Origin of the sequence: Pseudomonas monteilii NBRC 103158 = DSM 14164 (assembly GCF_000730605.1) — a bacterium.
GTDB lineage: Bacteria > Pseudomonadota > Gammaproteobacteria > Pseudomonadales > Pseudomonadaceae > Aquipseudomonas > Aquipseudomonas monteilii.
The window spans coordinates 1-17,280 of sequence record NZ_BBIS01000056.1 but is presented as its reverse complement, the minus strand read 5'-3'; the positions used below and the strand labels follow the sequence as shown (position 1 = coordinate 17,280).

Sequence of the window (17,280 nt, the reverse complement as noted above, 5' to 3'; positions counted from 1 at the left end):
AGGTTGTTTGAACAGTTCCGGCATAGGCTGCAACAGAGCCTTTGCCTAGACTCGATCCCACTCCGGGACCGCCGGCCATTCTCGCAGAGCCTGGCCCGGTCCCGCCATGCCTTCGCAATCGGAGCCCCTATGAGCAACGCAGAAATCTACGTCGTCAGTGCCGTCCGTTCAGCCATTGGTGGCTTTGGCGGCTCCCTCAAGGACCTGCCGCTGGCCGACCTGGCCAGCACCATTACCCGTGCTGCCATCGAGCGTTCGGGCCTGGCCGCCGATCAAATTGGCCATCTGGTGATGGGTACGGTAATCCCCACTGAGCCGCGTGACGCCTACCTGGCCCGTGTGGCAGCGATGAACGCCGGCATCCCCAAGGAAACCCCGGCGTTCAACGTCAACCGCCTGTGCGGCTCGGGCCTGCAGGCCATCGTTTCGGCGGCCCAGGGGCTGTTGCTGGGGGACACCGACGTGGCCGTTGCAGCGGGTGCAGAATCCATGAGCCGTGGTCCATACCTGCTGCCACAGGCACGCTGGGGCGCGCGCATGGGTGACCTGCAAGGCATCGACTACACCGTTGGCGTGCTGCAGGACCCGTTCCAGCATTTCCACATGGGCATCACCGCCGAAAACGTCTCGGCCAAACACGGCATCACCCGCGAAATGCAGGACGAACTGGCCCTGACCAGCCAGCGCCGCGCCGCCCGCGCCATTGCCGAAGGCCGCTTCGACAGCCAGATCGTGCCGCTTGAACTGAAAACCCGTAAAGGCAGCGTGCAGTTCAGTGTCGACGAGCATGTACGTGGCGAAGTGACCGCTGAACAACTGGCCGGCATGAAGCCGGTGTTCAAGAAAGACGGCACCGTCACCGCCGGCAACGCCAGCGGCATCAACGACGGCGCCGCCGGCCTGGTGCTGGCGACGGGCGACGCCGTGCGCCGCCTGGGCCTGAAGCCGCTGGCCCGCCTGGTGGGTTACGCCCACGCCGGTGTCGAGCCTGAACTGATGGGCCTGGGCCCGATTCCGGCCACCCGCAAGGTGCTGGAAAAGACCGGGCTGAAGGTGCAGGACCTGGACGTGATCGAGTCCAACGAAGCGTTCGCCGCCCAGGCCTGCGCCGTGGCCCGCGAGCTGGGCTTCGACCCGGAAAAGGTCAACCCCAACGGTTCGGGCATTTCCCTGGGCCACCCGGTGGGCGCCACGGGCGCGATCATCGCCACCAAGGCCATCCATGAGCTGCAGCGCATCCAGGGCCGCTACGCGCTGGCCACCATGTGCATCGGTGGTGGCCAAGGCATCGCCTTGGTCTTCGAACGCGTTTGAGGGAGGCCGACACATGAGCATTGAACAGATCGCCGTGATCGGCGCCGGCACCATGGGCAACGGTATTGCCCAAGTGTGTGCAGTGGCCGGCTACCAGGTGTTGCTGGTGGACGTGTCCGACGCGGCACTGGAGCGTGGCGTGGCCACCTTGAGTAAAAACCTCGAACGCCAGGTCAACAAAGGCACCCTGGAGACGGACAAGGCCGCAGCCGCCAAAGCCCGCATTCGCACCAGCACCGACTACGCCCAGCTCAGCGGTGCGCAGCTGGTGATCGAGGCCGCCACCGAGAACCTGCAGCTCAAGCAGCGCATCCTGCAGCAAGTGGCCGCCAACGTCGCCGCCGACTGCCTGATCGCCACCAACACCTCGTCGCTGTCGGTCACCCAGCTGGCCGCCAGCATCGAGCACCCCGAGCGTTTCATTGGTGTGCATTTCTTCAACCCAGTGCCGATGATGGCGCTGGTGGAGATCATTCGCGGCCTGCAGACCAGCGACAGCACCTATGCCCAGGCGCTGGTGGTGACCGAAAAGGTCGGCAAGACACCGATCACCGCCGGCAACCGTCCGGGCTTTGTGGTCAACCGCATCCTCGTGCCGATGATCAACGAAGCGATCTTCGTGCGCCAGGAAGGCCTGGCCAGCGCCGAGGACATCGACACCGGCATGCGCCTGGGCTGCAACCAGCCCATCGGCCCACTGGCCCTGGCCGACCTGATTGGCCTGGACACGCTGTTGGCGATCATGGAGGCCTTCCATGAGGGCTTCAACGACAGCAAGTACCGCCCTGCCCCGCTGCTCAAGGAAATGGTCGCGGCCGGTTGGCTGGGGCGCAAGAGCGGTCGCGGCTTCTTCACCTATTGAGGACCCTGCGCCATGCCCCCGGTCAATGCCGCAATGCGCTGTGCCAATTTTGAAGAGCGACGTGACCGGGCCATGGCGCTGTTTGCCGAAAAGGGCTTTGGCCAGGTCAGCATGCGCGAGCTGGCGGCCCATGTGGGGCTGACCGCAGGCTCGCTGTACCATCACTTCCCGAGCAAGCAGGACTTGCTGTACGACCTGATCGAGGAGTTGTACGAAGAACTGCAGGCCACCCTGGACCAGGGCCGCCGGGCCATGGCGCGCGGGGCCTCGGCGTTGAGTTGCCTAATTACGGCGCACTGGCAGTTGCATGCCGAGCGGCCCATGCAGTTTCGGCTGGCCGAGCGGGATTTGTGCTGCCTGAGTGACGAGCAGCGGGCGCGTTTGGCGTTGTTGCGTTCGCGTTACGAGGCCGGGCTGCTGAGGCTGATTGCGCCGCAGGCGAAGCTGCAAGGGGAAGCCCTGGTGGCGACGGCGCATGTGGTGGCGACGCTGCTTAACCAGTTGCCGGGGATGTTGAAGGCACTGCCTGAGGAACAGGGAGTGGGGTTGATGGAGAGTATGTTAATAGGGGGTATTGAGCGGACCCTGAGGTAGCCTGTTCCGGCCTCTTCGCGGGTAAAACCGCCAAGAGGCCGGAACAGGTTAACGCAGCAGGCTCTGGATCTGCTCATGCAAGGTATCCAGGTCAAACGGCTTGGCCAGGATCGGTGCCTTGCGGGTGATCGGGCTGCCCGATTCCAGAATCTCCGCCGGGTAGCCACTGATGAAGATCACCTTCAGGTCCGGCCGTAACTTCACCGCAGGCTCGGCAATCTCCACCCCGGAGATGCCACCCGGCAGGCGGAAGTCCGTCACCATCAGGTCCAGGTGCGGTTTGCTGGCCAGGATGGCAAACGCCTGCTCGCCATCTTCGGCCACCAGCACGTGATACCCCTCGCCCGCCAGGTAGTCACGCAGAATCATGCGAATCGCCGGTTCATCCTCGACGATCAGCACCACATCTTGTGCATCTTCACTCATGTTAACGCCTTGAAATGCTTACAGTTGGCCATCAGACCGCAGGCTCATGCAGAGGTTGCCCGCGCCTGGTCGTTTTGTTGTTGGTAGGTTGCCAGCGGCAGTTGCAAGGTAAAAGTGGCACCCTTGCCCTCTTCACTGTCGACCCGGATGCACCCGCCATGGGCCTGCACGATCTGTTCCGATATATACAACCCCAAGCCCAATCCGCCGCTGGCTTGCTGGGTAGCCACCCGCTCGAACTGCTGGAAAATGCGCTGCTGGTTGGCCGCACCAATGCCGATACCCTGGTCCTGCACTTGCACGCACGCCAGGCCGTCCTGTTCGAACACCCGTACCTGCACCGGCTTGCGCTCACCATATCGCAAGGCATTGGACAACAGGTTGACCACCACTTGTTCAATGCGAAATTCGTCCCACTCACCGTGCAGCGGTTCGCACCGTTGAAACTCGATACGCGTGTCCAACGCAGTGGCCTGGGCAGCGAAATTCTCCACCAGGCCACCTACCAGCTGGCTCAAGTCGAAGGCCTTGGGCCGTAGCGACAGCTTGCCGGTGCGGATACGCGACACATCGAGCATGTCTTCGATCAGGCGGATCAGGCTGTTGATCTGCCGTTCATCGCGCTCGACCATCGCCTGCAGCTTCTGGCCACTGAACGCGGCAAGGTTGCCGCGTGCCAGGTGCATCTTGCGCAGCTGGGTTTCCAGGATCAACCCATTGAGCGGCGTGCGAACCTCGTGGGCGACGATCGACATGAAGTCATCACGCATTCGCACGGCATGTTCCAGCTCGCCTCGCGCCGTCTGCAACTGGGTCAACAACAGTTCCTGCTCCTGGCGGCTGCGCTCCAGCGCCTGCAACTGGCGGTCGAGCACCTTGCGCTGGCGGTACAAGTCGACGAACACCGACACCTTGCTCTTCACCGCCAGGGTGTCGAGCGGCTTGTGCAGGAAGTCCACCGCCCCGCTTTCGTAGCCCTTGAAGGCATAGTTCATCTCGCGTCCGGCCGCGGTTACGAAGACGATGGGAATGTTGCGGGTCTTTTCCGTGCCACGCATCAGCTCAGCCAGCTCGAAGCCGTTCATGCCTGGCATTTGCACATCGAGAATGGCCAGGGCGAACTCGTGTTCGAGCAGCAGCGACAACGCGGCTTCTGCCGACTGAGCCTGATGCACCTCGCGGTCTTCGCCCTGAATCAGGGCATCCAGGGCCAGCAGGTTCTCCGGCAGATCGTCGACGATCAGCAGTTTGGCGATGGTGTGGCTTAGCATGCGCTGGGTTCCAGGGCGGCGAGCAACTGCTCGATGCCACTCAGAGAAAGTATATGGTCAGGCTGGTGCAAGGCCAGGGCGGCCTCAGGCATCAGCGCAACCTGTGCGTCACGGGGGTCCTGCACGATGGTCCGGCCCCCGCTGTTCTTGATGTAGGCCAGCCCTTCGGCGCCATCTTCATTGGCACCGGTAAGCAGCACGCCAAGCAGGCCGTCACCGTAGGCGTCTGCCGCCGACATGAACAGAAAATCGATCGATGGCCGGGAAAAATGCCGCGGTGGCTCCTGGCTCAGCGACAGGGTGAAGTCGCGTTCCACCGACAAGTGGTAGCCAGGCCCGGCTACATACACCTGCCCGGGCTTCAGCGGCTGCTTGTCGCGCGCCTCGCACACCGGGCGCTGCAAACGCCGTTGCATCACCTCGGCCAACTGACTGTGGCGGTCATCCGGCAGGTGCAGCACGCACACCACCGGGATGCCATAGCCGGCGGGCAACGCGCCGAGCACGGTGAACAACGCCGTCACGCCGCCTGCCGAGGCGCCAATCACCACTGCGCGTACGCCCTTCATGATTTACGGTAGATCCGTTCAGGCTTGACCAGCGGCTCGAACCGGTCGCTGTAGGCCGAAAAGTCCACCGACTCCTTGCTGCCCAGCACCAGGAAGCCGCGGTGGCACAGGGATTCATGGAACAGGCCCAGGGCGCGGTCTTGCAATTCCTTGTTGAAATAGATGAGTACGTTGCGGCACGACACCAGCTGGGTTTCGGAAAACACGCTGTCGGTGGCCAGGCTATGGTCGGCGAAGGTCACGTTGTCGCGCAGGGTGCTGTCCATGATGGCGTTGCCGTAGGCCGACGTGTAGTACTCGGAAAAGTCCCTGCGCCCGCCCGCGATGCGATAGTTTTCGGCGTACTCGCGCATGCTCTGCATCGAGTAAATACCCTGCTTGGCCTTGTCCAGCGAATGCGGGTTGATGTCGGTGGCATAGATGATGGTGCGCTCCAACAGGCCTTCCTCGCGCAGCAGGATGGCCATGGAGTACACCTCCTCACCCGTGCTGCAACCCGCAATCCACACTTTGATCGAAGGCCAGGTGCGCAGCAGCGGCACCACTTCGTTGCGCAGCGCCAGGCAGTGCCCCGGGTCGCGGAACATTTCGCTGACCGGGATCGTCAGGTACTGCAGCAACTGCATGAACATGCCCGGGTCGTGCAGCACACGCTCCTGCAGCGCCGACACTGTCAGGCAGTCGAACTGGCGCAGCGCGTGCAGGATCCGGCGCTTGATCGAAGCGCCGGAATAGTTGCGGAAATCGTAGCTGTACTTGAGGTAGATGGCCTCGATCAGCAAGCGGATCTCAATGTCGGTGTTACGTTCGCTAGTCAAATTCGCTCCAGTTGCGGCAGCCATACACGGATCAGCGAGAACAGGCGGTCCAGGTCGATCGGTTTGGCCAGGTAATCATTGGCCCCGGCCTGCAGGCAACGCTGCTGGTCATCCTTCATGGCCTTGGCGGTCACGGCGATGATCGGCAGCTTGCGCCAGCGCGGTTGCTGGCGGATCAGACGGGTGGCTTCGAAGCCGTCCATTTCCGGCATCATCACGTCCATCAGCACCAGGTCGATGTCGTCATCCTGCTCCAGGCGCTCGATGGCTTCACGCCCGTTGCGGCCGATTTCCACAATCGCGCCCTTGTGCTCCAAGGCACTGGTGAGGGCAAAGATGTTACGCACATCATCGTCCACCAGCAGTATCTTACGGCCTTCGAACACCTTGTCGCGGCTGCGTGCGGTCTTGAGCATGCGCTGGCGTTCATTGGACAACTGCGACTCCACCTTGTGCAGGAACAGCGTGACTTCGTCCAGCAGGCGCTCCGGCGAGCGTGCGCCCTTGATGATGATCGAACGCGAATACTTGAGCAGGTCGGCTTCTTCTTCGCGGGTCAGGTTGCGACCGGTATACACGATCACCGGCGGGAAGGAACGGATATCCTCGGCGGTCATGCGCTTGAGCAGCTCGTTACCGAGCATGTCGGGCAACTTGAGGTCGATGATCATGCAGTCGTAGATGTTCTCGCGCAGCAGTTCCAGGGCGTCCTGGGCCATGGCCACGGCAGTGATTTCCACGTCGTCGTCACCAATCAGGCGGGCAATGCTTTCGCGCTGCAGGTCGTCGTCTTCCACCAGCAGGATGTGCTTGAGCTTCTGGGTCAGCTTGGCCTCCAGGCGGGCGAACACTTCTTTCAGCTCGTCACGGCTGGTGGGCTTGACCGCGTAGCCGACAGCGCCCATATGCATGGCGGCCTCGACCCGGTCTTCGACAGAAATGATGTGCACCGGAATGTGCCGGGTGCTGGCCTGCTCCTTTAGGCGCTGCAGCACCGTCAGGCCGGAATGGTCGGGCAGGCGCATGTCCAGAAGGATCGCATCGGGGATGTACTGGGCGGCCAGCTCGAACCCTTCGTCGGCGCCCTGCGCCACCAGGCAGCTGTAACCCAGTTCATGGGCCAGGTCGAAGAGGATGCGGGCGAAGTTGGGTTCGTCTTCGATCACCAGGATGCAGCGGTTGCCGAACGGCGCGCGCTCACGGTCGTCGTCAAACGCCGGCAGCGGGCGTTTTGGCGCAGCCGCCACCGGCACCTGGGGGGCGGGCGGCAGGGTGTCGACCGCCGGGCGCAGGCTGAGGGGCTCCACACTTTCGTAGTGCTCTGGCAGGATCAGGCTGAACACACTGCCTTTGCCAGGGCTGCTGTCAACGCTGATCTGCCCGCCCAGCAAATGCGCCAGGTCGAGCGAGATCGACAGGCCCAGGCCAGTGCCGCCGTAACGGCGGTTGCTGGTACCGTCGACCTGATGGAAGGCACCGAAAATGGCCTGCTGCTGGTCGGCGGCAATGCCAATGCCGGTATCGCGCACAGCGAAGACAATGCCAGTGCCAGCCTGGTAGCCGATGTTCAGGCTGACCTGGCCACGCTCGGTGAACTTGACGGCATTGGACAGCAGGTTCTTGAGGATCTGCTCCAGGCGCTGGCGGTCGGTGAACAGGGTGGCGGGTACATTCGGTTCAGCGTTTACCTCGAAGGCCAACCCCTTGTGCCCGGCCAGCGGTTCGAACATGCCGCGCAGGCCTTCGACCAGGCGTTCCACCTGGGTACTTTCAGGGCGCACCTCGAGTTTGCCGGCCTCGACCTTGGCAATGTCGAGAATGTCGTTGATCAGGTTGAGCAGGTCATTGCCGGCCGAATAGATCGAATCTGCGAACTTGACCTGTTCTTCGCTCAAGTTGCCTTCGGCGTTTTCCGACAGCAGTTTGGCCAGAATCAGCGAGCTGTTCAGCGGCGTGCGCAGCTCGTGGGACATATTGGCCAGGAACTCGGACTTGTACTTGCTCGAGCGCTGCAGCTCGTCAGCGCGCGCCTGCAGCTCGTGCTGAGCCTGCATCAGCTCGTCGTTTTTCAGGTCCAGCGCCTCTGTGCGTTCGGATAACTGCTCGTTGGTCTGCTCCAGCTCCGCCTGCTGGGTTTCAAGGTGGGCCTGAGACTCCTTGAGCACACGGGATTGTTCTTCCAGCTCTTCGTTGGCGGTTTTCAGCTCTTCCTGCTGCACTTGCAGCTCTTCGTTCAACTGCTGGGTTTCGGCCAGCACTTCCTGCAGGCGTTGGCGGTAGCGGGCACTTTCGATGGAAATGCCGAGATTGCCGGCAATGCGTTCCAGCATTTCGGCGTCGCGGTCGTCCAATGGGCGCAGGAAGCCCAGTTCCAGCACGCCATTGATCTGCCCGTCGTCACTGACTGGCAGCAACACAGCGCTGCGTGGCAGGCCACTGCCCAGGCCGGAACTCAGCTGGTAATACCCTTGCGGCAGGTCTTCCAGATGCAGCAGGCGCCCTTCACGTACGGCCTGAGCCAGCAGGCCGTCGTGATCGCCCTTTACCTGCTCCCGGGCTTGCTCTTCTGCACTCAGGCCATAGGTGGCCACGCGCACCAGGCGGCCATGCTCATCGCGTACATACACCGCCCCCACCACACTTTCCAGGTAGTCGGCAAAGAAGCGCAGGATGTTGTCACCCAACATGGACAGGGTCAGTTGCCCCAGCACCTGCTCGGCCAGTCGGGTCTGGCCATTGCGCAGCCAGGCCTGGTGCTCCAGGCGCTCGGCCGCACGCTGCTGGGCCTTGAAGTTTTCTTCGTAACTGCCCGACAACGCCAGCAGGTCACGCCGGCCCAGATAGGCCAACATAGCGCTGAGGCCGACGATGAACAGCACGAACACCGAGATGGCAGTGACGGTAACGCTGCTGACTTTCTCATTGCGGGCCATGCGTAACTGCTGTTCGGTGCCGATCAGGCCGTCGAATTCCTTGCGGATCTCGTCGGTCAGGCGCTTGCCCCGGCCATTGCCGATCGACGCCTGGTAATCGCCCTGGCTGCGGCGCAGGGCGATCATCTCGCTGCCGAAATTGTTCCAGGCTTGCTGCAGGGCAACCAGCCGGTCGATGCGGTCGACCTGCTGCGGGTTGTCCTCGACCAGGCCGCGCAGGCTTTGCAAGCTGCCGAGAATACGTGGTTTTGCCACCTCATAGGGGTCAAGGAAGCGCTCGTCGCCGGTGATCAGGAAGCCGCGCATGCCGGTTTCCATGTCGATCGACAGCTTGAGCGTCTCGTTGGCATTGCCGATCACCCGGTCGGTGTGCTCGACCCACTGCATGGCAGACAGCAGGTAGTTGATCACCGCGACAAAGGCCACGGCGCCCAACAGGCCAACCCCCAGAGGAAGAGCGATGTTACGGCTCAACAGCTTGCGAAAGCTTCGTTGGTCCATCGAGGCTGATTGCATCATGTGAAAGGGCCCGAGCAAGAAAAGTCCATTGAAAAGCGTGGCGGATCTACCGCTATCGTTATCTGCCACTGCACCGTCCTGTTAAGCGAGTCTAACCAGCTTTGGCGGGTCTGGCAGGGCATTTAGCCAGTATTTGAAGGTGGCGTGCGCCAATCGTTCCATCTGATTGCATGGATCGGTATCCTCGGGAACTTCTGGTGCCGACCGGAGCACAGATTAAAGACATTCATTGCACAGGACCTGAAACATGCACCTTCTGGTAGTCGAAGACGACGACATCGTACGTATGCTGATGGTCGAAGTGCTCGAAGAGTTGGGCTACGAAGTGATCCAGGCAGAAGATGCCGCGGCCGCCCTGCGGGTGCTCGAAGATCCGAGCCAGGCGCTGGCACTGATGATGACCGATGTGGGTTTGCCGGACATGCGTGGCGAAGCACTGGCGGGTAAAGCGCGCGAATTGCGGCCGCTGCTGCCTGTGCTGTTTGCCAGTGGTTATGCAGACAGCCTCAATGTGCCCGAGGGCATGCACATGATCGGCAAGCCGTTCAGTATCGATCAGTTGCGGGACAAGGTGGTGGCTATTCTGGGTAACACTTGAAATCGCAGTCGCCAACTACACTTCCCTGCGCAAGAGGTAGGTATCCATGATCCACCCCTTGCGACGCCTCTCCTGCTCGCGCACCTCCATAATGCGCGCCTTCACCACCTGCAACGGTCCGGATATCAGTACTTCGTCCTCCGTCCCCAGGTAGGCGCCCCAATAGATCATCAACGCCGGGTCATCGAGCTGGGCAAACGCACCCTGCCCATCGAGCATGACCACCACATTGTCGATACGGCCCTGCCCGGCCAAGCGCCGCCCTGGCAGCACGGTGAGCGGCTCGCCGATGCGATTGAGCGGAATCTGATGGCGTGCCGCCAATGCCTGAACGCTGCTGATGCCGGGGATCACCTGCAGCTGCAGCGCCACCCCCCGTTCGCGGACCAGATCGAGGATCCGAAGGGTGCTGTCGTATAGACAGGGGTCGCCCCATAACAGGAAAGCGCCAATATCCCCAGGTTTCATTTCTTCGTCGATCAGCCGGGCATAAAGGGCAGCGCGTTGGCGATGCCAGGCGTGGACGGCGCCCACATAGTCTTTAGCCTGGCTCTCACGTCTCGGGTCCGCCACCTGCACCAAACGATAGCCGCCTTCGGGTCGGTACCGCTCAAGGATGACCTTGCGTAACCGCACCAGCTCGTCCTTGTCCAAGCCCTTGTCCAGCAGGAAGAAGTGCGTGGCCCGGCGCAACGCCTCGACCGCTTCATAGGTAACCTGGCACGGATCACCTGCTCCGATGCCTATCAACAGTATTGTGGCGACCATGCGCCTACCTCTTGTATAAACAAGCTGCCCTTCATGATAGCGTGAGCCTCTACAGCTGGTAGCTCTGCTAGTACATTCAATAAAGCGAAAGCCTTACGCTCGGGTTCCTTATGTAAATCAGGAACACCCCTGTCATGATGCTCATCACTCACACGGTCCGGGCGACGCTAATTGCGGCGGCCTTGTCTACGGTCGCGCACGCTGCACTAGCGGCGCCGACAGCGCTCAACACATCAAGCCCTCAAGACGAAGTTCAGCGCTTCGTAATACGCGCCGATACGCAATACCCCCGCGGGCCAGACTCCGCCAACCAGCCGAAAGAATCCGCCCGATTGATGACAGAACAGGACAATGCGATCAACCGATGGCGAAATTCATTTGGCGGCAATATTCCCGTTTTCCTGAATGGCGACGTCACCGAGTTCGGCCATGGCCGCGAATGGCGCAAGATGTTCGAACACCTGGCACGGGTGCCCGGCACCTATTGGGGCTTGGGGAACCACGACTATGAGAACAATGTCGATGACTGCGCCAACAACGGCTGCGCGCGAGATTCCATACAGCACCTTGAGGCAGCGGTAGCCGGGTGGCAGGTTGATTCATTCCATATAGCCAAACAGGACAAACGGGATTATTCACGCTGGACGGGTAGCTTCGGCTACAGCAAGACCATTGGCAGCATCACGTTCATCCAGCTCAACAACCACTACAACTATACAAAAAGCTTCTCAAGTAACGGCGGCTTGATTTTCCCCCAAAAGATCTATTTTGACATTACCGGTTCACTTGCCTGGCTTGAACAGCAGATGGAGGTCGCAACCAAAAATGGCAAGTATATTATTATCAATCTGCATCGCCCGCCTGCAGACTCGTCGCTTGGCTCTGAATCTGATCGCAACCGCTTTTACAACCTGGTCAACCAATACCGCGTCCTGAGTATATTCCATGGTCACACTCATAATGCCGGGCGCAGGGCAGCTATTGGCGACACGCCTGTCTATGACGCGGGATCAAGCTTCCGAAGAGGATTCCTGACAGCCGAGCTGGATGAAGGACGGGACAACCTTGTTGTTCGTGTTGCAACCAACAACGACACCGATAGCGCCAAGGCATACACCACGCCATTGCACCTGCTCCCGCCTCTTCCAACGTTCAAGTTCAGCACCCAACCAGGTGGCGATGCAATCAACGGCCTTCTGATGTACAACAACAGGCCGCGTGACACACGGCTGCCATTTGTGGATATCTCGCTCGACGGCCTCCCCTTCAAGCGCTTCGACATATCCAACAACGCCGCGGTGCTCTATGACCTGCGACCAAACACGCAGTACCGCTACACGATCAAAATTTATCGGGCCGAAGGCCAGGCGCCCGCCCGTGAAGACAAAGGCACATTCACAACACCCGCGCTTGCAAAAGCCCCTACTGACTTGTGCGCCGACTACATGGATGGAGAGGCGGGTACCCTGAGGCTGAAATGGAAAAACCCGTCTCCTAACTTCCGAATGCCTTATTACATTCAGGTGGAGGCGACCGAACCCGGTAAACCGCTATGGGTGCTGCGAAGCGTGGGGGCCGATCGCCGTAGCACAACGGAGACCGTTAACTACCAGTATCATGGCCGAGACCCCTTCGCGATGACCTACCACGTGTTCTATTGGAGTGCGAGTGAGGGACACAGTGGCAGGGCCCAACTGGCCGGCAAGGATATCTGGACATCTGGCTGCCAATATCGCACGGATTGAAGGCGGCCAGTGCAACCTGCGCAGGGCGCCTCCCTGCAACGCTCAGAAGATTGAGAAGGTATAGCTTACGATCACCCGCGTCTCGTCCATGTCCCGTGCCCACTTCTCGAAATTGCTGCGGTACGTGGAATTACGCAGCCGTACGCTGACATCCTTGAACGTACCACTTTGCACTTGGTACTTGAACTCGGTGTCGCGTTCCCATTCCTTGCCTTCGGCCGTGCTGCCCGGCACCTTGATATTGTCGCCGTTGATGTAACGGGTGAAGAAGGTCAGGCCGGGCACACCCAGCGCCTTGAAGTCATAGTCATAGCGCACCTGCCAGGAACGCTCCTGGGCGGCAGCGAAGTCGTTGACCTGCGCGTAGTTGACCAGGTACGGGTTGCTGCCATCCAGGTACGGCATGGCGCTGTCGCCATACATGCGTTGCCAGCCGGCACTGACCTTGTGGCCACCCAGGCTGTAGCCGAGCATGCCACTGAAAGCGCGGTGGTCGATTGTCCCGGCGCGGGCATTGCCGATGTCGTCACTCTTGATCAGCCGCAGGTCGGCCGACAGGCTACCCACTGCCAACGGCTGGCTGGCCACCAGGCCGAGGAAGTGCTGGCGGTAGATATTCTCCAGCTTGGCCACCTGGTACTGGGCGCTGAAGCGCTCGTTGAAACGGTAATCGACACCGGCCAAGTCGAAGTGGTCGGCTTCGATATCGCAGGCATAGCGCTTGTTCTTGCAGTGCACGCGAATGTCCTGGCGGTCGGTGGAATCCCGAGCGGTGTATTTGTCCAGGCGAGCCAGGGTGAACTTCAGATCGTGCAGTTCTTCAGAGGTGAGCATGGCGCCATGGAACATGGTCGGCAGCAGGCGGCCATCGTTGTACTTGAGTAACGGCACATCCGGCATCATCGAACCGTACTTGAGCACGGTGTTGGAGACCTTGACCTTTGCCGCCAGGCCCATCTTCGCGTACTGGTCGGCCGAGTGCCGTGGGTCGTGGCCGGAAGACGGCAGCAAACCACTGTTACTGTCGGCCGGGCTGGAATCCAGTTTGAAGCCGACCATACCCAGTGCATCCACACCAAAACCTACCGGGCCCTGGGTATAACCCGACTGCACATTGAGGATGAAGCCTTGTGCCCACTCTTCGCGCTTGGACGCACCCTGGCTGGAACTGCTGTGGCCGTCACGGAAATCCCGGTTGAAATAGACATTGCGCGCTTCAAGCTTCGCACTGCTGTCTTCCAGAAAACCGGCGGCCTGGGCATTGACGCCGGTACACAACAGGAACAGGCCGGCAACACGGCGCCCGGGGGCGAGAGGGAAAGGGGCAAACATGCGAGGAAACATCCAGAATGAAAACGGGTTAACAACCTATGGCACGTGTTGGCCACGGTACTGCGACAGGCCAGAACAATAGCCGACCATCATCTGAAATGATCGCGTAAAGGCTCTGGAACGGGCCATTGGACCATGGTCTAAGCGCCCCGGCAGGCCACCACGGAAAACCGGCGAAATAACGCACGCAAAACTAGGAAAGTTCCCAACTTACTTACAAAAAGTTAGCAGTTTACCCAGTACCCATGAATGACTACACTCGATATCAGCGAACAGCAGAACCCACCCGCGTGGCCGGCGTTTTCATTCTTCTTCAATGTTCGTCACGCCCTGCCACGACCGACGTACAGGAGTGATTACAGTGTCCAGACTTGCAGAGTTTCGTGCTGCCGAAAAAGCGCTCCAGGAACAGATGGCGCAACTGGAAGCGTTGAAAAAGGATGCCGGCCTAAAACGCGAAATCGAATTCGAGCAGAAACTAGTCGGCCTGATGAAAAGCTATGACAAGAACCTGCGCGATATCATCGCCATCCTCGACCCGAAAGCCGTGACCCGGGTATCCGGCGCCGCGCCCAAGCAACAGCGCCGCCCTCGCGTGGTGAAGGTGTATCAAAACCCGCACACCGGAGAGCGAATCGAGACCAAAGGCGGCAACCATCGCGGGCTCAAGGCCTGGAAAGAACAGTACGGCGCCGCGACGGTAGAAAGCTGGGTACGCTGATGAAACGTCCACGCGTACTTCACACTTTTTTCACAAGGGCTGGCTCAGTATCGAGACAGCTAAAGGACTAGCGACCCCATCACGCGCCCGCACATGCGGGCCTCTAATTCCAGCGCCCTGCCTTGTGCAGGGCGCTTTCATTTGCGCTATTGGCGCACTGCCGTATCATGGCCAGCCTGTCCGTTTTGCCGGCGCCCTGCGCCCGGCCCCGTCTCAGGAGTTCCCATGAGCCTGCACGATCTGCAAACCCTGCCTGGCGTCACCGCCCAGCCAGACACCGCCACCGCCCAGTTCGTCTTCAACCACACCATGCTGCGGGTCAAGGACATCGAGAAATCGCTGGACTTCTACACCCGCGTGCTGGGCTTTCGCCTGGTAGACAAGCGCGACTTCCCCGAAGCCGCTTTCAGCCTGTACTTCCTGGCCCTGGTAGACCCGGCGCAGATCCCTGCCGATGACGCCGCACGCCACCAGTGGATGAAGTCGATCCCTGGCGTACTGGAGCTGACCCACAACCACGGCACCGAAAACGATGCCGAGTTTGCTTACCACAACGGCAACACCGACCCACGCGGGTTTGGCCACATCTGCATTTCGGTGCCGGACGTGCGCGCCGCCTGTGCACGCTTCGAAGCACTGGACGTACCGTTCCAGAAACGCCTGCAGGACGGGCGCATGAACCACCTGGCCTTCGTCAAAGACCCGGACGATTACTGGGTTGAAGTGATCCAGCCAACCGAGCTCAAAGGCTAAGCGTTCATCGCCGTGCGCTCGTCGGGCCGGGAACTCCCGGCCCCTTGCTGTGGTATATGAAGGTAACTGCTTCACATGCCACAGCGAGGTAAGGACGATGCAATCTCTTCACTGTGAATACCGCAAGCACACCATCACCGCCAGCGTGATGCCGCACCCCGACTCCCCCCTGCCCTATGCCGCCGGCTGCCTGATCACTACCCCTGACGGGCACACCAGCAGGCGCATGTCGATGCCGATGAAGTTTTTCTCGGACCTTGAGAATGCGCAGCATGTGTCACTGGCCCACGGCCGGGCTTTGGTTGACCAGCAACTGGATGAGGGGCACAAGGTGTTCTGACCCTGCCTTGAACCTGTACCGGCCCTCTAGCTGCGCAAGGGCCGGCACAGCAGCCACTAGATATCCCGCGCGTACGCCACTGCCGCATCCACCTGCGCCCGTGTCGGCCTTACCCCGGTGTACAGCACAAACTGCTCCAGCGCCTGCAACGCAATCACCTCCAGGCCGGTGATGACCGGCTTGCCCAACGCCTGCGCCCGACGGATCAACGGCGTCTGCGCCGGCATCGCCACCACATCGAACACCCGCTCAGCCGCTGCAATGGCAAGCTCGGAAAATGCCAGTTCTCCAGCCTCCGGTCCTCCCGCCATCCCGATCGGCGTCACGTTCACCAGCATCGGCGGGCAGATGTCTCCCAGGTCCGGTACCCAGCGATAGCCACAAGCATCCGCCAACTGGCGCCCGGCTTGCTCGTTGCGCGCAACGATCATGCCCTCGGCAAAGCCGGCATCGCGCAAGGCACTGGCCACGGCCTTGGCCATGCCACCACTGCCGCGCAGGGCAAAGGCAGTCCCCGGGTCGACCTGATGCTGTGCCAGTAACTGACGAACAGCCAGGTAGTCGGTGTTGTAGGCCTTCAGGTGCCCATCGGTGTTGACCAAGGTATTCACCGATTCAATGGCCGCAGCCGACGGGTCGATTTCGTCGACCAGGGCCATGCAGGCCTCCTTGTACGGCATCGACACACCGCAACCGCGGATACCCAACGCTCGGATACCTGCCACCGCCGCGGGCAGGTCATCCGTGCGCATGGCCTTGTAATAGAAGTCCAGGCCCAACTGCTGGTACAGGTGGTTGTGAAAACGCACGCCGAAGGTGCCGGGGCGCCCGGCCAGGGAGATGCACAATACCGTGTCCCTGCTGGGAGTTGTCGACATAACCTGCTCCTTTGTCATAACTGAAACGTTTATTCAGCGTACCAGAGCCAACCACTGGTCGTCCCTTACATAACCTTTACCGTTTCCCTGTGCTCAGCTGACGGAGACCGGAGTCATAGTAGTAAGGCCCCGAACGAGGGGCTTCCCTGCGAGGTTGCGTTATGAACCGTCTCATTCCCGGAATTGCCTTGCTGATCGGTGCCTTGGCCGTCAGCGGGCCTGCTGCTGCGCATGGCGGCCATGGCGGCGGCGGTTGGTATGGGCCGGGCCCACTGCTGGGCGCGGCGGTGGTCGGCGCGGTGGTCGGGGCAATGGTGTATGGCGGACGTGACCGTACCGTGTATGTCGAACGCCAGCCGGTCTACTACGGGCCGCCGCCAGTTTATGTGCAACCGCCACCGCAGCCGGTGTACTACCAGCCGTACTACGCCCCAGCACCACCGCCCCCGGGCTACCGCACCTACTACGGCCCGCCGCCGGCGTATTACGGTCCGCCGCGCTGGTAATGGTTGATAGAACTAATGACCACTATTGAGCACGTTGATTTCAAACCGCCCCGGCTGCTGCGTATGGTAGGGCCATGTCTTGCAGGAGGTCCCCATGGCCACTATCCATATCATGTCCGTCGTCGGCAGCGCCGTTCCCGCCTCACTGCGTGAGCAGGGCCTGCTGGCTTGCTGGTACCTGGTACGCAACGGTGAAGCCGTGAGCGGCCCGATGCCGACACTGGCCTCGGCCCAGGCACTGGTTGAACAGTTGCAACCCGGCACCCTGGTTGCCTGACCCGAATGTGTTGTGCGTTGCTCCCTACGCCCTTATGGCCCGCCAAGATGGTGGGC

Annotated in this window: 18 protein-coding genes; 10 read left to right on the top strand and 8 right to left on the bottom strand. The window is 61.0% G+C overall.

Going from position 1 to position 17,280, the window contains the following annotated elements:
- The first annotated feature begins 129 nt into the window (after nucleotides 1-129).
- Genes PM2_RS25145 through PM2_RS25135 form a run of 3 tightly spaced genes read left to right on the top strand, consistent with a single transcriptional unit; the run spans nucleotide 130 to nucleotide 2,770 of the window.
- Nucleotides 130-1,314 carry an acetyl-CoA C-acyltransferase family protein gene (locus PM2_RS25145; protein WP_016711122.1) on the top strand — a complete coding sequence of 395 codons (1,185 nt, stop codon included), beginning with the start codon at nucleotides 130-132 and terminating at the stop codon, nucleotides 1,312-1,314.
- 13 nt (nucleotides 1,315-1,327) lie between these two features.
- A complete protein-coding gene (locus tag PM2_RS25140; RefSeq protein ID WP_016711123.1) occupies nucleotides 1,328-2,176 on the top strand; it encodes a 3-hydroxybutyryl-CoA dehydrogenase in 849 nt (282 codons plus the stop codon).
- 12 nt (nucleotides 2,177-2,188) lie between these two features.
- On the top strand, nucleotides 2,189-2,770 hold the full coding sequence (locus PM2_RS25135; protein ID WP_028699842.1) for a TetR/AcrR family transcriptional regulator: 582 nt from the start codon (nucleotides 2,189-2,191) through the stop codon (nucleotides 2,768-2,770).
- A gap of 48 nt (nucleotides 2,771-2,818) precedes the next feature.
- Here PM2_RS25135 and PM2_RS25130 read toward each other — a convergent pair whose 3' ends face one another.
- From PM2_RS25130 to PM2_RS25110, 5 genes are read right to left on the bottom strand one after another with little or no spacing between them, the layout of a single operon-like run.
- Nucleotides 2,819-3,196, bottom strand: a complete 378-nt coding sequence (locus PM2_RS25130; RefSeq protein WP_016711125.1) for a response regulator — start codon at nucleotides 3,194-3,196, stop codon at nucleotides 2,819-2,821.
- Between the two features lie 44 nt (nucleotides 3,197-3,240).
- Nucleotides 3,241-4,467 (bottom strand): hybrid sensor histidine kinase/response regulator, encoded by a 1,227-nt coding sequence (locus PM2_RS25125; protein WP_016711126.1) that lies wholly within the window; start codon nucleotides 4,465-4,467, stop codon nucleotides 3,241-3,243.
- Nucleotides 4,461-5,036, bottom strand: a complete 576-nt coding sequence (locus PM2_RS25120) for a chemotaxis protein CheB (RefSeq protein WP_016711127.1) — start codon at nucleotides 5,034-5,036, stop codon at nucleotides 4,461-4,463. The genes PM2_RS25125 and PM2_RS25120 overlap by 7 nt, the downstream gene beginning before the upstream one ends.
- Complete coding sequence (locus tag PM2_RS25115) at nucleotides 5,033-5,854, bottom strand: CheR family methyltransferase (RefSeq protein ID WP_016711128.1); 822 nt, start codon at nucleotides 5,852-5,854, stop codon at nucleotides 5,033-5,035. The genes PM2_RS25120 and PM2_RS25115 overlap by 4 nt, the downstream gene beginning before the upstream one ends.
- Entirely contained in the window at nucleotides 5,851-9,306 is a 3,456-nt protein-coding gene (locus tag PM2_RS25110) for a response regulator (protein WP_028699843.1), read from the bottom strand. Before PM2_RS25110 ends, PM2_RS25115 begins: the two co-directional genes overlap by 4 nt.
- Before the next feature lie 247 nt (nucleotides 9,307-9,553).
- Here PM2_RS25110 and PM2_RS25105 point away from each other — a divergent pair, with 247 nt between their 5' ends.
- Complete coding sequence (locus tag PM2_RS25105; protein ID WP_016711130.1) at nucleotides 9,554-9,904, top strand: response regulator; 351 nt, start codon at nucleotides 9,554-9,556, stop codon at nucleotides 9,902-9,904.
- A gap of 15 nt (nucleotides 9,905-9,919) precedes the next feature.
- Here the strand turns inward: PM2_RS25105 and cobF are convergent, their stop codons facing one another.
- The gene (cobF, locus tag PM2_RS25100) at nucleotides 9,920-10,672 is read right to left on the bottom strand and encodes a precorrin-6A synthase (deacetylating) (RefSeq protein ID WP_016711131.1); all 753 of its coding nucleotides are present in this window, start codon (nucleotides 10,670-10,672) and stop codon (nucleotides 9,920-9,922) included.
- A gap of 134 nt (nucleotides 10,673-10,806) precedes the next feature.
- Between cobF and PM2_RS29560 the strand changes: the two genes are divergently transcribed.
- The gene (locus tag PM2_RS29560) at nucleotides 10,807-12,417 is read left to right on the top strand and encodes a metallophosphoesterase (protein WP_051564717.1); all 1,611 of its coding nucleotides are present in this window, start codon (nucleotides 10,807-10,809) and stop codon (nucleotides 12,415-12,417) included.
- A gap of 42 nt (nucleotides 12,418-12,459) precedes the next feature.
- On the opposite strand, the gene PM2_RS25090 is transcribed toward PM2_RS29560, so the two are convergent.
- Nucleotides 12,460-13,749, bottom strand: coding sequence for an OprD family porin (locus tag PM2_RS25090; RefSeq protein ID WP_016711133.1), 1,290 nt, complete (start codon nucleotides 13,747-13,749; stop codon nucleotides 12,460-12,462).
- A gap of 361 nt (nucleotides 13,750-14,110) precedes the next feature.
- On the opposite strand from PM2_RS25090, the gene PM2_RS25085 reads away from it, so the two are divergent.
- The 3 genes from PM2_RS25085 to PM2_RS25075 all read left to right on the top strand — a co-directional run bounded on the left by PM2_RS25085 (nucleotide 14,111) and on the right by PM2_RS25075 (nucleotide 15,563).
- A complete protein-coding gene (locus PM2_RS25085; RefSeq protein ID WP_016711134.1) occupies nucleotides 14,111-14,470 on the top strand; it encodes a histone-like nucleoid-structuring protein, MvaT/MvaU family in 360 nt (119 codons plus the stop codon).
- 225 nt (nucleotides 14,471-14,695) lie between these two features.
- Entirely contained in the window at nucleotides 14,696-15,223 is a 528-nt protein-coding gene (gloA, locus tag PM2_RS25080; protein ID WP_028699844.1) for a lactoylglutathione lyase, read from the top strand.
- A 97-nt stretch (nucleotides 15,224-15,320) separates the two neighbouring features.
- Nucleotides 15,321-15,563 carry a hypothetical protein gene (locus tag PM2_RS25075; protein ID WP_016711136.1) on the top strand — a complete coding sequence of 81 codons (243 nt, stop codon included), beginning with the start codon at nucleotides 15,321-15,323 and terminating at the stop codon, nucleotides 15,561-15,563.
- A 56-nt stretch (nucleotides 15,564-15,619) separates the two neighbouring features.
- Here PM2_RS25075 and PM2_RS25070 read toward each other — a convergent pair whose 3' ends face one another.
- On the bottom strand, nucleotides 15,620-16,441 hold the full coding sequence (locus PM2_RS25070) for a shikimate 5-dehydrogenase (RefSeq protein ID WP_016711137.1): 822 nt from the start codon (nucleotides 16,439-16,441) through the stop codon (nucleotides 15,620-15,622).
- Between the two features lie 161 nt (nucleotides 16,442-16,602).
- On the opposite strand from PM2_RS25070, the gene PM2_RS25065 reads away from it, so the two are divergent.
- Both PM2_RS25065 and PM2_RS25060 read left to right on the top strand, forming a co-directional pair.
- On the top strand, nucleotides 16,603-16,947 hold the full coding sequence (locus PM2_RS25065; RefSeq protein ID WP_028699845.1) for a hypothetical protein: 345 nt from the start codon (nucleotides 16,603-16,605) through the stop codon (nucleotides 16,945-16,947).
- A gap of 94 nt (nucleotides 16,948-17,041) precedes the next feature.
- Nucleotides 17,042-17,224 carry a hypothetical protein gene (locus tag PM2_RS25060; RefSeq protein ID WP_016711139.1) on the top strand — a complete coding sequence of 61 codons (183 nt, stop codon included), beginning with the start codon at nucleotides 17,042-17,044 and terminating at the stop codon, nucleotides 17,222-17,224.
- Nucleotides 17,225-17,280: the final 56 nt, after the last annotated feature.